At 41.7% G+C, this 16085-nt stretch carries 9 protein-coding genes; 8 read left to right on the top strand and 1 reads right to left on the bottom strand.

Features of this window, described 5'->3' with window-relative positions; all coding sequences use genetic code 11:
- Positions 1-83: 83 nt before the first annotated feature.
- The 4 genes from ACFOSV_RS16635 to ACFOSV_RS16650 all read left to right on the top strand — a co-directional run bounded on the left by ACFOSV_RS16635 (position 84) and on the right by ACFOSV_RS16650 (position 5212).
- Complete coding sequence (locus ACFOSV_RS16635) at positions 84-704, top strand: TlpA family protein disulfide reductase (protein ID WP_377907176.1); 621 nt, start codon at positions 84-86, stop codon at positions 702-704.
- A 126-nt stretch (positions 705-830) separates the two neighbouring features.
- Positions 831-3221 carry a hypothetical protein gene (locus tag ACFOSV_RS16640; protein WP_377907177.1) on the top strand — a complete coding sequence of 797 codons (2391 nt, stop codon included), beginning with the start codon at positions 831-833 and terminating at the stop codon, positions 3219-3221.
- Positions 3221-3934 (top strand): hypothetical protein, encoded by a 714-nt coding sequence (locus ACFOSV_RS16645; RefSeq protein ID WP_377907178.1) that lies wholly within the window; start codon positions 3221-3223, stop codon positions 3932-3934. Before ACFOSV_RS16640 ends, ACFOSV_RS16645 begins: the two co-directional genes overlap by 1 nt.
- Before the next feature lie 3 nt (positions 3935-3937).
- Entirely contained in the window at positions 3938-5212 is a 1275-nt protein-coding gene (locus ACFOSV_RS16650; protein WP_377907179.1) for a cation:proton antiporter domain-containing protein, read from the top strand.
- 429 nt (positions 5213-5641) lie between these two features.
- Here the strand turns inward: ACFOSV_RS16650 and ACFOSV_RS16655 are convergent, their stop codons facing one another.
- Positions 5642-7801, bottom strand: a complete 2160-nt coding sequence (locus ACFOSV_RS16655; RefSeq protein WP_377907180.1) for an alkaline phosphatase family protein — start codon at positions 7799-7801, stop codon at positions 5642-5644.
- 241 nt (positions 7802-8042) lie between these two features.
- Here ACFOSV_RS16655 and ACFOSV_RS16660 point away from each other — a divergent pair, with 241 nt between their 5' ends.
- Genes ACFOSV_RS16660 through ACFOSV_RS16675 form a run of 4 tightly spaced genes read left to right on the top strand, consistent with a single transcriptional unit; the run spans position 8043 to position 16041 of the window.
- Entirely contained in the window at positions 8043-9068 is a 1026-nt protein-coding gene (locus ACFOSV_RS16660; RefSeq protein WP_377907181.1) for a hypothetical protein, read from the top strand.
- 1 nt (position 9069) lies between these two features.
- Positions 9070-9861, top strand: coding sequence for a gamma-glutamylcyclotransferase family protein (locus ACFOSV_RS16665; RefSeq protein ID WP_377907182.1), 792 nt, complete (start codon positions 9070-9072; stop codon positions 9859-9861).
- 48 nt (positions 9862-9909) lie between these two features.
- On the top strand, positions 9910-10626 hold the full coding sequence (locus tag ACFOSV_RS16670) for a hypothetical protein (protein ID WP_377907183.1): 717 nt from the start codon (positions 9910-9912) through the stop codon (positions 10624-10626).
- A gap of 3 nt (positions 10627-10629) precedes the next feature.
- Positions 10630-16041, top strand: coding sequence for an AAA family ATPase (locus ACFOSV_RS16675; protein ID WP_377907184.1), 5412 nt, complete (start codon positions 10630-10632; stop codon positions 16039-16041).
- Positions 16042-16085: the final 44 nt, after the last annotated feature.

Consider the following 16085-nt stretch of genomic DNA (forward strand, 5'->3'; position numbering starts at 1 on the left):
GTCTTTTCAACTCACTGATAGACTGCGAGAAATTTTGTTCCAGCAATCAAAACTAAATCCAGACCCCAAAAAGCCTAGACTTTGTGTCAAAAATCACGTACAGAGGTACAACTTTCAGCTACTTTTGGAATATGAATTGGAAAAAAGAGATCAAGTCTTGGGGATTAATGTTATCATTTTTTGCCTTTCTCTATTTCACGGGAATGCTCCCTGTAGTTCAGGGTACCATTCAATCGGTATTTTTGTCCACAGGACTCATCACTCCAAAGCTTGATTCAAAAGAACAACTCGAGCAAAATTTCGACTTCAGAGGGAAATTTCAGGACTTTGATGGTAATCCCATTTTGCTTGAAGATTACCGTGGCAAAACACTTTTGATCAACCTCTGGGCCTCTTGGTGCGGCCCTTGCCGCGCGGAGATGCCACATCTCTCCGAACTTTATAAATCCCTCGCTGATAGACCGGATATCCAGTTTTTAATGATAGGGTTGGATCAGGATTTCGAGAAGGGCAAGAAATTGATTCAAAGCAAAAACTGGTCTTTTCCTACAGCTCATGCTAGTTTCGGTCTCAACCCAGATCTTCAAAGCGAATCCATTCCCACTACCTTGGTGATCAGTCCAGAAGGGAAAATTGTTTTCTACGAAGAAGGAATGAACAACTTCAATACTGCTGATTTTAAGCAGTTTTTGCGAAGTCTTTGAGATCATTCCAGTCTAAAAAAATCCTTGAATCCAGCCGGTTTTCCTTATTTTTCAATCCTTTTCAGAAGAAAATAAGTTTGCAATTGCAGGAAAAAGCCTTTCTTTGGAAAGGCAATATCAGATTGAATGGGAAAAATCCAAGACGTACGAGAGCCAGCTATTTTGCAAACCGAAGATAGTTTGAATGCTTTTCAATTGAACCTTGAAGAGCTGATTCTAGCTATCAGTAAATCAGGTAGTTCAGAAGAGCTGGTAGAACTATTAAGTCATAGTCAAGATGAGCTCGTGTCTTACTATATTTTGGAAGCGGATGCCTTTATTCCAAAAAGCGAAAAGGAAGAGATCAAGCCATCCATGATGAGTTATCTCTGGAATTATTTTCTTCCAGAGCGGTTTAAAAATCTTTCTCTGCTGATTCGCGACACCTTACTTCAGCTTTGTATTGCACAGCAAAGCCTGGCAGAAAAGAAAATCACGAAGAAAAAGGCAATCGAACATCGTGGGTCTTGTCAAAACCTTTTAATAGAAGCCTTGCAAAGCATTTGTAAGGAAATGACCGGGGAAATCCAGGTCTTGAAAAGTAAGGAAGGTGCGCTGGAGCGGAAATTTGAATCCATCCAGCATCTAAAAAATCCTTGGATCATCTACAAGGAGCAGTACATCCGGATTCTGAAGCAAGTGGATCAAATCCTCGGGGCCAATGATTTTGTCAAAGAAACCATCATGACTTTCACCCTGATCCGGTCCAATCTGGAGCGGATGGGTTTTGATATCAAAAAACAAAACATGGTTTTCCTCCAGAAAACTCAAGAATGCCAGAAGCTTTTTGAGAACCTAGAGGCTAGTGATAAAATCGATGAAGCCCTCAACTGGCTCGAAGCTGTACTGGAAGAACTCGTTAAATTTGAAGGAAAGCAAGAACACCAGGTTCGCGTGCTTGAAGGCTGGCTAGAAAGTCTCAAAAGCTACACCATTCCTGTTGGAAGTGCAGATGGGGTTTTACTCACCAAGCAAATCGACTTCAAAAAAACAACCACCAAATGGCTGGATTACTTTATCCTGCCAGATATCATCGAGCTTTGGGAGGATCAGGAGACGATAATTTCCAGAGTGAAGCATGTGATCACACAAGTACGAGGAAGTTTGACTATCGCCAAGAAGTCAGAGACTCCTTCCAATTTCAATTCCGATCGAAATGTCATTCAATTGCTATTGAACGGGATTACTGAAAACTCCAGAAGAGCGACGGATTTGCTGATTCATATCGATGAGACCATCCAATCGGAATTCTTCGTCACTACACTTTATGAGGACTCAGAGTTTTTGAAAGTACCACTTCAAACCTCTTTTACAGGATTTCGATCTAAAAATAATTCCATTGGGCAGTGGTTTCGAAAGAACTTTGACTCCCTACTCCAGCGAATAGATAAAAAGTACAAAGAAACTCGGGAAAAAACTCCGCATCAAGAGCTTGAAATGGCTCTTCAAGTGATAGAGAATAGAAGTCACCCGGATCATCCAGATCACTATCATGCCCTGTTTTTGACCAAAAACTTTGTTGGTGATCTTTTTTTAGTGCCTCGTCTGGAAATAGAAAAGCAGCTGGAAGACATAGTGGGCCAGTGGAAATCTGGCAAAAGCAGATCTATTCTCCTCGCAGGAGCGCCACTCTGTGGAAAGTCCACCATGGCCGAACATCTTTCCAAGGTTGACTTTCCAAAACAGACGATTTTGCTTTCTCCAAATACGGACCTAATCGTCGAGGGGAGGAAATACCGCACAACTTACAATCTTAAGGAAACGCTGGACTTTGTCAAGCGAGCACTTCACAATTCATCCCCTCTGGTGCTGATTGATGATGTACAACTCTGGCGAAATAAAGAAAATAGCCTTTTGTCCAATGTCAAGGCCCTGATGGAATTTCTAGCTACGCATGGATCAAGAACACTTGTATTGGCGACGATGCCAGATATTTTGGTGAAACACTTGGATTCACGAATGACGTTTTCTTCCAGTTTTACCAATTATTTTGATTTGAACACGTCAAGCTTAGAGCAGATCTATAGAGCCATCATGCTTCGCCACGGCGCGTCGCATAAGGTGCTTTATCAAGGAGAAGACCATGCGCTCACCGACCGGGAAATCCAGAAGAAAGTTCAAACCCTCGCCAAAAAGTTCGAAAGTAACATAGGGGCTGTTTTGCAGGCTTGGACCTTTTGCACCCAGGTTTTTGAGAGCGACCGTATACAGTTTGTGGATAAAAATATTGAACTCAATGACTTTTTCAGTCCGTCTGAAGTGCTCTTGCTGAAGTATATTTTGCTATATGGTAATGGTTCTGAATTGGAATTCAAGACCTTTTTCGAAGACCGATTTGATACTGAAATTCGGCCGGCCATTCGCAGGTTGTTGAATATCCATATTCTGGGTAGAAATGAAGAAGGTCAACTGATTGTAATGGACAATGTCAAACAGGACGTTTATTCACTTTTGAAATACAAGGAGGTATTTAGCTGATGGAAACTACCACCGACATATTCACTTGGAAAGACCTATGGCTTCTCGCCTTGGTGCTTTTGGCCTTGTACGGATTGTTGCATTTGATTCGACTGGGTTTTGATCGATACATGAAGCAAAACCGGATCGGTAATCGCTTAAAATTGAGCAGCAAGCGATTTGAGCTTTTCTACATACCCATGGCCTGGCTTATTTTGGTAATTGGCTTTATTTCAATTGACCCAATTTGGCATGGCTTATTTTTAGGCATTGCGGGGCTTTTTGCTTTCCCTTATCTCAAAAACTACGTGAGTGGGCTTTTTCTTAAAGCCAACCCCATGTTGGAAATAGGAGCAATTGTCCAAAATGGAGAGGTTCGGGGATTAATCAATCGGATTACCTCCTTAGGACTAGTCCTAGGCACTTCCACAGGAGAACAGTTTGTTTGGTATAGTCAGTTTGAAAAAATGGGTTTTGCGGTGATTGCTCAGCAAACCAATCAAAGATTACAATCGGTCTATTTGGAGTCAGATTTGTCCACCAGCCAGATTTTGGACGTGATGTTTGATCATCCGGTTCTTTCTTTTGGGAAGAAAATAAACCTTCGCCCCACTAAGCGAAAAGGCATTTACCTCTTACAGTTTGCCTTAGAGCAGGGCGCCAAAACGGAGGATCTCACCACCTTTTTAGAAGGTCATGGGATCGTCACCAGTCTTACAGAAAAATTTGAATAAGCGATGGAAATAGTCTCTTCATATAATCTAATCATTGAGTTTTCGGTCATTCTGATCCTCTCCTTCCTGTTTAATGGAATCTCTAAGCGCACGAATATTCCATCCGTCCTGATGTTGATTGGCCTAGGAATTCTACTTCAATATTTGTTGAAAAACTTCACCAGCGCAGAAATAGACTTTTTCCCTATTCTGGAGGTGTTGGGTATTGTGGGTTTGATAATGATCGTGTTGGAAGCGGCACTCGAGCTCGAACTTAAAAAGGAAAAGCTACTCCCAATTCTTAAATCATTTGCGGTGGCATTAATAGGCCTAATAGCCTCTGTATGGGCAACCGTATGGATTTTGATGACCTTTGTACCCGATATGACCAACGAATCGGCTTGGTTGTATGCCACTCCACTTTCGATTCTCTCGAGTGCGATCATCATCCCGAGTGTTGCAGGATTGAGCAAGAAAAAGCGTGAATTCCACATCTATGAAGGGACTTTCTCAGATATTCTGGGAATCATGATGTTTTATTTCCTCACGGGAAAACTAAATCCTAGCGAGGATTCGGGCATCGTTGGGTTTGGAGGAAACATTATTTTGACCATAGTGATCTCCTTGGTAGCTAGCTATGCAATCATCCTGATATTTCAAAATATCAAAACCCCTGTCAAACTCTTCTTACTCATTGCATTGCTGCTACTACTCTACGCCTTGGGTAAAAAAATGCATCTTTCTTCATTGATCATTATTCTGATTTTTGGATTGGTGATTGCCAATATGAAAGTCTTTTTCCAAGGCAAACTCTCCAAGTGGCTGCATTATGAAAAAGCCCATCAAATATACCATGAGCTCCATACGATTACCGCTGAGACCGCCTTTGTGGTGAGGACATTCTTCTTTGTGATATTCGGTTTGACCATCGTAGTTTCCTCTCTTTTTGACTGGCAAGTGGCTTTGGTAAGTTCTTTAATCATCTTCTCCATCTACCTCATTCGACTGATAATTCTTATGGTCTTTGTGGGTAAGGATATGCTCCCCCAGCTCTTCATCGCTCCGCGAGGATTAATTACGGTATTGCTGTTTTATGCCATTCCTGTAGAAGCACAGATTGAAGGTTTCGAACCAGGGATTCTTCTCTTTGTCATTATTGGCACTAGTTTGATCATGACCTTCGCTATGATTTTTGATAAAAAAAGAAGCAACAAAGCCATTCAGGAGGCTCAAAATCGCAAAGTGGAAAATGTAAAATGGAAAGTGCCTACCGTACTTGAAGATGGAGAGGCCAAGTAAAAATTAGGTTCAATGGTGGTTTGTACCCTTGCGATCATTTTTTTTTGAATGATCAAAATCAAAAACCGATTAAACAGGCAGATTACCTCAAATCATAAAAAACCCCAGATGGCAAACCTTTGTAGTCCTAAATCGATTTGATGGTATGCCGAAATTGAAAATGGCTTAACTACTCAAAACGAGTAAAGCTTTTCTCAAGTTTAGTTGATACTGGCATTGGAAAGCCTCCTTTTGGAGGCTTTTTTGATTTCAAAATCTAGGTACTAAAAGATAAAAAAGAAGCCGTCTCATGAAGTGCTTCTGCCCCATAGGTCCCGAAGATTGTACGGGATTGAAATGTTGCTTGATTGTTTACAAGTAGACTTCACCTTCGCCCAGTCTGACCAGAATACCACTTATAAGACAGCCTCCTTCAAATTTTCAAACTAATTAACTTTCCGTATTAGGGAAGGACTTGTCAAAAGGAGGCTCGAACTCTGGCTTATCCTTTCTTGGGGCAGATTCTTGAAAGACTGCTTCAAAAGTCGGTGCCTGATCCATCCGATCACCCATTCCCCATCGTGACTTAGGCACACCATACCATTTCAGCAAAGTGGCAGCAAAGGAGGTGGAATCAAAGGGTGTTTCCCCCCCTGATCTGATGACAGTGTTTTCTTTGATCCATGGAGAAACCATTATTGTAGGGACTCTTGGTCCTAACAAATCAAACTCAAAACCATCTACACCATCATTAGCGAAAGGCTTAGCTGCATAAGGAGGCGCAACGTGATCGTATAGACCACCATTTTTAGAGAAGGTGATTACAAGCAATGTATCCTCCCAATTTGGACCGTTCTTTATCGCCTCATAGATTTCATTCAATTGAATTTCGGCAGGGACCATATCACCTCCAGGGTGGTATGAAGTAGTTCCCACCGGAGCAATCCAAATCGGCTCTAGAAAACTGAAAGAAGGCAACTCACCGTATCTCGCCTGCATTTTAAATGTATTCAAACTATTGATATACGGCGTAGGATAGGCATCGATGGATGGTACTTGTCCTTCCAGATACAAATGATAGGTAAAAGGCTTACCCAGCCAATCAATCACGTTAAAGATTTTCCAATCCTTGATTCCATTATTATACAAAATCTTCCAAAGTGATGGTCTATGCGGATAATCGGCCCAGTTTGCATAAATGCTTCCTCCCTCCCATGTGTCTAGACGATTCATAGCAGAACCTGTAACTGAAAAAGAACGATTGATATCTGTGCCTCCAGGTACCGAGCTAAACCACTCATCGCTAATGGCAAAGTTATTGGCCAGCCCATTCAAAACTGGAAGTTGATTAGGGGTGAAAGACAGCATGACTTCCGGGTTTGAGTTGTTTTCCACAAAACCTTCCATGCTTGGCTTTTCTTGTTTAGCATAGCCCTGCCCTTCATCATTGAACATTTGAGAGAGTCCATCAGAGGTATCATGAAAAGGATCCTGACTCTCTGCTTTCAAATCCCACTGATCACTCAAAGCTCCATTTTGGTATTTGCTCTGGTGAATACTCTTGCTTTGATAAGGGTTAGTGTTTGAGCTGCTAGCTCCTTCAAAAGGCTTATCCGAACCGATGTAATTGATTTTTGTTAAATCATTTTCATACAACCAGCCACATACATTATCAAAAGAGCGACTTTCCACCATGTAGTAGACAACTTTCTTGATTTTAGTACGCATGAAATCCATAGTGCCTGGCGCCGGAGCATCCTTGATTTTAATTTCCTCCAAGCTTTCAAAACTTGAGATATCACTACCAGATTTAAACTCAGCAGGCAAGGTTCCCCCACAAACTTCTTCCGTGAACGGATTTTTGGCAAAAGGATCCACGGACCAAAGTGAATAACCTAGTTCTCCTGGGATCCAAGTCAACAATTTTTTGCCTACTGCAATTACTTTGTGTGCTGAAGTAATACCTTTCCACTCTCCTGTGTTGACTTCTGGGATGGATAGGGGCACCGTATTTTGCGGATCAAAATTCCAGATTCGATAAGTGCTTCCATTAGAAAAACGATCCAAAACATAATTTCCAAAATTAACCAACTCATGACCTTCATGGATACTTGGAAATCCACCCTGAGGAGTAAATCCGCTTGGGATTGGATCAGGGTTTAATGGATCTGAAGGCTTGGGATCAAAATTGTACAATGTGTAAGTGCCCCGACCTTTTCCGCCTACGAAGAACATCAAGAAATTTCCCATGGAAATCAGCGGAAGAGTCTTTTGCTCATCAGGGTTTGAAGAATAATGGCCTCGATACCCCCAAAACTTACTCGGAGGCAAAGCACCTTTTTGGATCGCCTTCATAGAGAAAGGCTTACCCGGCCCGGTATTTAGCTCCAAAAGCTCGAAAGGAAATCCGTCTGGAAGACATGGAGCATTTTTTTGATTTGGACCCCAGCTTAGGAGATACCCGCCTACCGAGGCGAGCTGGTAACCCTGCTCAAGAGTGAAGCTTGGGTCGACATCTACTTTAGAAAAAACCTGATCACTATGTGGATCAAATTTCCAAACTGTAAATTTTGCTGAGGAATCACTGCGACTAAAAAGGAATGTACTCATGATTTTAGAAAATAAATGGTTAAAAAAACAAAAATTACTAGATCCACATAAGTGGTTGAAGGAATGAAAAGTAGGGATAATAAGCCAGATTAAAAATGATTTTATTCTAAAAAAAGTCCTAATTTCAAAACAATAAATGTATATTTCATCCTATGATTTTGGACTTATCTAGGATTTAACTCCTCGTTTTTTAAAACATCTTTTTATCAAAAAATTCTTTTTCAAGTAAAGCTTATATTCTATGAAAAACAGTGTTGATCTTACCCTATCCTGCACGGAAGATGATTTAGCAGAAATATTCTCTTTCACGGCCGAAAAAAGTATCGCTGGACTTACAAATCTGGAAACTTTCATAGGACATGCATTTAACCTCACGCTTCAGCGCGATGGTTTTTTTGGGGCTTGGGCCAAGGTTTGGCAAAAAGACGGAACGTATAATTTAAAACTTTCTAGCCCACATCATGATCTATCGGCCTATGAAACCAAAGTTCCAGATTTCATTTCTGCGGCTCAAAAGGCGCTGGAAATAAAGCGGGACAAACAGAGCATGATTGATTCGGTGATAAATAGTACGGGAAAGGAAATGAGATTTATTTTGCCTTTTGGAACTGCTATGGCTAGCACTCGATCTGTGCAGTTTTTGCATTTCCCACCGATTGAGACCTATGACTACACTGATTATTTGTTTTCACCAACCAATCGTCGATGGGAAAATCTTCTAGGCTACAATGGCGTACATGACACCAATTTCTCGGTGTTGGAGAGTGTGGTAGATTGTGTCCCCTTGGGTGCACCTGGTGGGGATGCCGATGGGATTAATCCCTTCAATGATACTTTCACTGATTATGTCAAAGTCATGCTTCAGGCGAGACTCAGGACCTATAAAAAGACCACGGTTCCACTTGTGGCTCATGGAAGTCCCGTACATGACTGGCTAAAGAAAAATTACTCTAATCAAATTGATGGATATTTTGATACGTTGAAAATAGCTGAAATCCACTTCTTTGATGATGACACCAAAACACCCGTTTTGGCGGCCAATCATCCAAGTGAATACTTGTATTATGCAGACAAACCTTATTCGGAAGCTAAAGAGAAACTTCTAACTCAGGATTTGATTTCGGCAGGATGGCAAGCCCGCATGTCTAAGCACCCACAGGATTGCCCCTTTAAAGTTTTGGACTCTCTCACAGCCTACTGGACTGCAAATCCCAGGCTTACTGAAATCATGAATCAAGAAGATCAGGCCTATAATTTCAACCCATAAGATGTTTTATTACTTCGGGTACGGTTCCAACATCAATATGATCTCACTTAGAGCCAAAGGAGTGAATCCATTTTCGTCTGAGCGTGCTTTTTTGAGAGGTTGGGAATTAAAATTCAATGTTGAGCATTGGTTCAAACATGAAGGTGGTATGGGCAATATCGAGCCATCCTCCAATGCAGAATCCTTCGTGGAGGGAATGCTCCATGCCTGCCCAGACGAGAGTTTGGCTTCGCTGGATGCCATGGAATCCAAGGGCGTAGGATACGACAGAGTCGAAATAGAAGTAGAAACAATCGATGGATCAATAAAGAAAGCTTTTGCCTATGTGGGACTTCCAGCTTATCTGAATGAATCTTGTCTTCCTACCCGTAGATATCTTTCCATCATCTTGAAAGGAGCTAAAGAAGCCGGTTTTTCACCGAAATATATTTCAAAGCTTGAGTCCCAAGAAATATTAGAAATCAAGGATTATCCTAGTTTCAACCCAAGTTCGAATCAGGTTTTCACTTTCGATGAGGTCAGGGATAATCCAAGCTTAACCGTGCTCTCAGGATTTGTTTTTGACATGTCTGAATGTAGACCAAAACTAGCACCGGTAAAGTCATTATTTGGCGGCAAGGATATGACGCTATTTCATGCCAAAAGACATGATAGCAGTACAGGTCAGGAAACAATGGAGGATATCAAAAAGGGAAAAATCTCTACAGGAGCGAAAAACTACCTCAATGCTTATTTGCACGAATACGAAAAAGAATTCCAATACTTAGGTAGAATGGAAGAATATTATTTTTGAAAATAGGATATTTATCAAACGTTTATCACACACAAATTAAGTTTAGTTATGACACAGTATCAAGACGCACTTCCTCATGGCAACATTCAGGAAGTATTACCAGACGTATTTTTCGTGACTGGATCGATGAAAAATGAATTTTTTGGCTCTATGTGGCAGTTTAGTAGAAATATGACCGTGGTCCGGGACAATGGAAATCTCACCATTATTAATTCTGTTCGCCTAAATGATGAAGGACTGGCCGAACTTGACAAACTCGGAAAGGTAGTCAACGTGGTACGAATCGGAGACATGCACGGCGTTGATGATCCATTTTACGTAGATCACTACAAAGCTACCTTTTGGGCAATGCCAGGCATGGGTGTACAAAAAGATCTTAAAGTCGATAAGCTGCTAACCGAAGGCGGGGAAATGCCGTTTAGCGATTGCTCCTTTTTCGAATTCAAATCGGTACAAAGACCAGAAGGCATTCTCCGATTAGATCGTGAAGGTGGAGTAATGATCGCTTGCGACTCTCTTCAGAACTGGGTAGAACCAGATGAGTTTTTTGACCCTGAAACGGTAAGTACCATGGCCAATATGAATTTCTTTGTCAAGGCTAACTTGGGACTAGCTTGGCTTCACGAAAGTAAACCTGAGCCAAGTGATTTTATCCGTTTGAAAGAAATTCCTTTCGAACATGCACTCTGCGGTCATGGTTATCCATTTATAAACAATGCTCAAGCTGAGTACCACCAAACATTCAACAGGTTTTTTAACGTCTAGTTAGTGAGTAAGAAAAAGGAGAATAGCATCACGGATAGGATTCCGAACCATTCGGTATTGGAGAAAATCTGTGACTCTTTTCCTCATGTGATTTACAGAGCCAAAAGAACTCTCGATGACCAAGAAGTGGTCTTGAAAACGCTTCAGGACCACTATCCTAAAAAAGAATGGCTCGCTAGTATCCGAAGAGAATTCAATATTCTTACAAAAGTTCAAGGGCAAGATGTGATCAAGGCATATGAACTCATACCCTATGGTAATGGGAATCTTGCTATCGCCATGGAGCCATTTGGAATTTCACTCAGCCAATATTTAGAAAGTCTTGAGAACAAAACCATTCCCTTGGCTGAGTTTTTCAAGATTGCGATTAAAATCGTGGAGGCTCTTGGAGTCGTACACGAAAACCGGATTATTCATAAGGATCTGGTCCCTCGTAATATCCTGATTGATCCCAAAACGAAAGATCTGCGAATTATTGATTTCAGCGCATCTTCTGAGCTTTTTCGAGAGCATCAAGACGTGACCTTTTCCAAAGTCATCGAAGGTTCCCTCCCCTACCTTTCACCCGAGCAATCGGGCCGAATGAATCGGGACATAGATTATAGGACTGACTATTATGCCTTAGGGATTTCCTTCTATCAAATGCTCTCAGGAAAGCTTCCTTTTCAGGCGAATGACGCTTTGGAATGGGTTTACGCTCATATCAGTAAAAAAGCTGATCCACTTCATGAGGTCAATCCCAAAATACCGATGGCTTTATCCAATCTGGTAGCCAAATTGATGGCAAAAAATGCAGAAGATCGGTACCAAAGTAGTTTTGGATTAAAATCTGATTTGGGAAGAATCTGGGATGCTCTTAAAAATGGAAAAGACAACCCAGACTTTGAACTGGCACAATTCGATGCATCAAGTCAATTTCAGATCCCTCAAAAAATATACGGTCGGAATGCCGAGCTGCAGAAGCTCGAAGAGTTTTTTACAAAAGCCGCAGATGGTGCGGTAGAATTTTGCCTAGTGGCTGGCTATTCAGGAGTAGGAAAATCAGTCCTTGTTCATGAATTGGGACGTTCCATAGTAAAAAAGCATGGATACTTGATCCATGGAAAATTTGAACAATTCAAGCAAAATACGGCCTATAGAGCGCTTTCTAATGCTTTTCGAGATCTCGTAAGACAACTTTTGGGTGAACCAAAAGAAAGACTCGATCATTGGAATGAACGTATCTCTGAGGCTTTGGGAAGCAATGCTCAACTCATCATCGATCTAATCCCAGAACTGGAGTTGATCATCGGACCTCAGCAAGTAGTTCAGGAACTCTCTCCAGAAGAGTCCCAAAATAGATTCCTAATTCAATTTTTGAACTTTGTCAAAGTTTTTGCAAATGAGCTTCACCCCATGGTCATCTTTTTGGACGACTTGCAGTGGAGTGATATTCCCACGCTCAATTTGATTCAGAGATTGGTGACCAATCAAGACTTGAGCAACCTCCTAATCATAGGGGCATACCGCGACAATGAAGTGGACCAGTCCCACCCTTTTCGTCTCACTTTAAACGAAATTGAAGAAAAGCGAAAAGTTGACCATCTATCTTTGAAGCCACTGAGCATAGATGCGGTACATCAAATCACAGAAGACACCCTCATGCGGGTGGACCAAGATACGGATGCATTAGCCAAGATTCTTTTCGAAAAAACCGATGGAAATCCATTTTTCACGATTGAGCTTCTTAAGAATCTTTACGAGCAAGGGAGTATTTACTTCAATTCCAGCTTAGGTAAATGGGAAGTGGAACTGGAGCAAGTTCAGAAGGTCCAGCAAAGTGATAATGTCATTGACTTTTTGGTTGCGGGACAGCACAGACTCAAGTCCGAGACACAAAATATTCTTCAGCTAGCTGCCTGTATAGGAGCTAAATTTGATTTGAAAACCCTTGCGATCATTGGGGAAAGCACAATGGAGAAAACGGCTGTTCAGCTCTATGATGCCTTAAAAGCAAACATGATTCTGCCGCTCAATGAGAATTACAAACTTGTTGGAGTTGGCGAGGGCGGTGAGGATCCAGCCAATTCAGATCGTTTTGAATTAGAGTCAAATCATCTAAATCCTACTTACAAGTTTCAGCATGATCGGGTGCAGCAGGCAGTTTATACCATGATTTTGCCTGAAAAAAGAAAGCAAGTCCATCTTTCCATTGGAAGACTTATCCTTAATCATACTCGGGAAAACGGGCTAGAGGATGTTTTGATGGATGTGGTGAGCCATTTAAATGAAGGAAGAGTTCTTGTTAAAGACCAAGAAGAGCTGGTTGAAATTGCCGATCTGAATTTGAAAGCCGGTATCAAAGCCAAGCAATCATCAGCCTACGCTTCTGCCCTCAACTTTCTCAAGATCAGCCTGGAAATTCTTAAAGATATTGATTGGGAAAAAAATTATTCCCTCAAATGGAAGCTAGCTGAGGAGCTTCAGCACTGTTTCTACTTAACAGGTGATCGGGAAAATGCGGAGAAATGGACCGAAATCATGCTTTCCCATTCCAGATCCGAAATCGAAAAGGCACTTGTTCTTTCCGCTCGGACGAGGCAATATGCCACCATTGGTAAAATGAAGGAGTCTATTGTGGCTGCTCAAGAAGGCCTCTTAGCTCTTGGGTTCGTGTTTAATGAAAACCCCACACAGGCTGATGTGGATCAGGAAGTCCAAGATGTGGTCATTAATCTCAAGGGAAGAGCTGTGGAAGATTTGATCCAAGCACCCCCTCTTACTGACCCAAAAGCTCGAATAGCCAGTCAGCTTTTGATGGAAATTTTTGCCGCAGCATTCTTATCTGGCAGTGGTACTCTTTTCCCCTACTTAACCTTAAAATCCGTAAATCTCGCTCTGAAATATGGAAATAGTCCCGAAACTGCTTTTGCTTACGGAGCATATGGGATGATTCTTTGCGGGTTCTTGGACGATCCCGCCAAAGGGTACAAATACGGAAAGCTCAGTGTTGACTTGATCGAGTCTTTTGACGACTTGGCTCTCAGGTCAAGAATCATGTATGTATATGCCATGTTTGTTCATCACTGGAGCAAGCATTGGTCGAGTATGACTCCATGGTTTAAAAAAGGAATAGAAGCAGGTTATCAATCTGGTGATTTACTCTATTTGGCCTATAGTGCACAGGATTGTATTATTTGGGACCCCAGTTTGGACTTGGAATATGCGACCAAAGAGCATAGAAAGCTTCTAACTATCGTCAAAGACTGCGAATATCAGGATTCATATGATTCGGGCACCCTTTTTCTTCAAATGCAATTGAACTTTCAGGGTCTAACTGAAAGTACTTTCTCCATGTCTAATGAGGATTTTAATGAGGCAGAGTGCGTGAAAGGTATGCATGAGCGAAGGTTTATGACGGGTATTGCAAACTACCATATTTATAAATCGGAGATTTATCTGCTCTATAATCATCCCAAAGGAGCCATTGAACATATTTTGGAGCAAGAAAAGCTTATGGCTTCCGTGATGTCCTTGCCGCAACTGGTGCGCTTTCATATCATTTCCTTCTTGGTTCGATCCATGTATTTTGAGTTGGAGGACAAAGAAGGACAGGCCTCGAGCATCCGGAAAATGAAAGCGAGCTTGGAGCGAATGAGCTTTTGGGCTGCGCATTGTCCAGACAACTTTGAGCACCTCAAATTACTGATGGAAGCAGAGCTTGAAGGACACTTTGGCCAAACTAATGCTGCAATCCAAATCTATGAAGCCGCGATTCAGGCAGCAAAAGTCAATTCTTTTGTGAGAGATGAAGCAATGGCCAATGAAATGGCGGGACGATACCTTCTTCGGATTAACTTGGAAAAGGCGGCTGAGGGATATTTGAAAGCCGCACATTATCTCTATTACCGTTGGGGAGCTCATCGCAAAATAGAGGAAATGGAAAAAGAATATGATATTTTCCGACAGAGCAATCCATATTCTCCAGGTAAAACCCTGCGCTCCAAGACCTCCGGAAGAAGTGTACGTTCAGATAGCTTTAGTGGAGATCAATTGGATATGAATTCTGTGTTCAGGGCCTCCCAATCCATCTCTGGTGAGCTTGTTTTGGATAAACTTCTGAAAGCTACTCTGGACATTCTGATCGAAAATGCCGGTGCTCAAAGAGGCTTTCTTGTGCAAGATAGCAATGGACAATTATCAATTCTTGCATCCAATCTGGATGAGGACTATTCCACCCAAAGTGCTTCAGAGCTTACGATGGAATCGGATCGCTTGCCAGTCACCATCATCAATACGGCCATTCGGACCAATGAGCCCATCGTGATAGGAAATGCGTCTGAACCCAATAACTTCTCAACAGATCCATACATTCTTCTGACAAATCCGCTTTCAGTTATGTGTGTACCAATCGCTGATCATAAAAATCAGAAGTTGGCGATCTATCTAGAAAATAACTTAACCCATAGCGCTTTTACTGAAGGAAGAATCAAGGTGATAAAACTTCTAGCTGCTCAAGCGGCCATTTCAATAGAAAACTCCAGAATTTACGAGGAACAAGACATTCTGCTGAAGGCACAAAAGAGATTTGTCCCAAGCCAATTCCTAAAGCATTTGGGACATAATGATATAGCAAAAGTGGCCTTGGGTGAATCCGTGTCCATGGAAATGTCTGTACTATTCTCGGATATCCGAGATTTCACTCCTTTGGTAGAGCTATTGACTCCCCAGGCGGTGATTGAACTTTTGAATGAATACTACAGCCAGCAAGGTACCCATATCACTGAAGCTGGAGGGTTTATCGATTCCTATTCCGGAGATGAAATTTTGGCCTTGTTTGCCGTACCAGCGCAGCAAGCTGTAGAAGCTGGCGTTAAAATGGGACAAGAACTTTGGCGTTTCAATCAACAATCACTTGCTTTAAACCGGCCCCAACTCAACATGGGCATTGGGATAAATACAGGTCCTCTGGTTTTAGGTACAATGGGGGGTCTTGACCGTATGCAGTGTTCTGTTTTGGGAGATACGGTAAATCTTGCTTCAAGAATTGAAAACCTAACCAAAACCTATGGTTCACAGTTTTTAATTGGAGAAAATACATATTTAGCCTTAGATCAACCTGAAAAATTCTCCATTCGCATGGTGGACCGGGTGGCAGTAAAAGGCAAAGAAAAAGCAATCAGGCTGTATGAAGTCTTAGATGCCGAGAATGACGAGCGGAGAGCCAAAAAGGAATCTACTATGAAGCTATTATCTGATGCCTTTGATTTTTACTATAATCGGGATTTCGCGAACGCAAAAATGGCCTTTCTTGAAGGGTCCAAAATCAGTCCAAAGGACCCAGTTTTCAGGCTTCTGCTAGAGAGAGCAAGTTTCTATGCCGACAACCCGCCTTCTGAATCATGGCAAGGATATGAGGTTTTGACATTCAAATAATTAATAAACATTATCCCTTTTCTCAACACACCTTTTTAATCTCA

It is taken from the genome of Algoriphagus namhaensis (assembly GCF_042649705.1).
In the GTDB taxonomy this organism is placed as follows: Bacteria; Bacteroidota; Bacteroidia; order Cytophagales; family Cyclobacteriaceae; genus Algoriphagus; species Algoriphagus namhaensis.

Excerpts from the sequence above, each read along its gene's own strand:
- ACFOSV_RS16660 (WP_377907181.1), top strand. The coding sequence starts at position 8,043 with ATGAAAAACAGTGTTGATCTTACCCTATCCTGCACGGAAGATGATTTA.
- ACFOSV_RS16670 (WP_377907183.1), top strand. The coding sequence starts at position 9,910 with ATGACACAGTATCAAGACGCACTTCCTCATGGCAACATTCAGGAAGTA.
- ACFOSV_RS16650 (WP_377907179.1), top strand. The coding sequence starts at position 3,938 with ATGGAAATAGTCTCTTCATATAATCTAATCATTGAGTTTTCGGTCATT.
- ACFOSV_RS16640 (WP_377907177.1), top strand. The coding sequence starts at position 831 with ATGGGAAAAATCCAAGACGTACGAGAGCCAGCTATTTTGCAAACCGAA.
- ACFOSV_RS16655 (WP_377907180.1), bottom strand. The coding sequence starts at position 7,801 with ATGAGTACATTCCTTTTTAGTCGCAGTGATTCCTCAGCAAAATTTACA.
- ACFOSV_RS16645 (WP_377907178.1), top strand. The coding sequence starts at position 3,221 with ATGGAAACTACCACCGACATATTCACTTGGAAAGACCTATGGCTTCTC.
- ACFOSV_RS16665 (WP_377907182.1), top strand. The coding sequence starts at position 9,070 with ATGTTTTATTACTTCGGGTACGGTTCCAACATCAATATGATCTCACTT.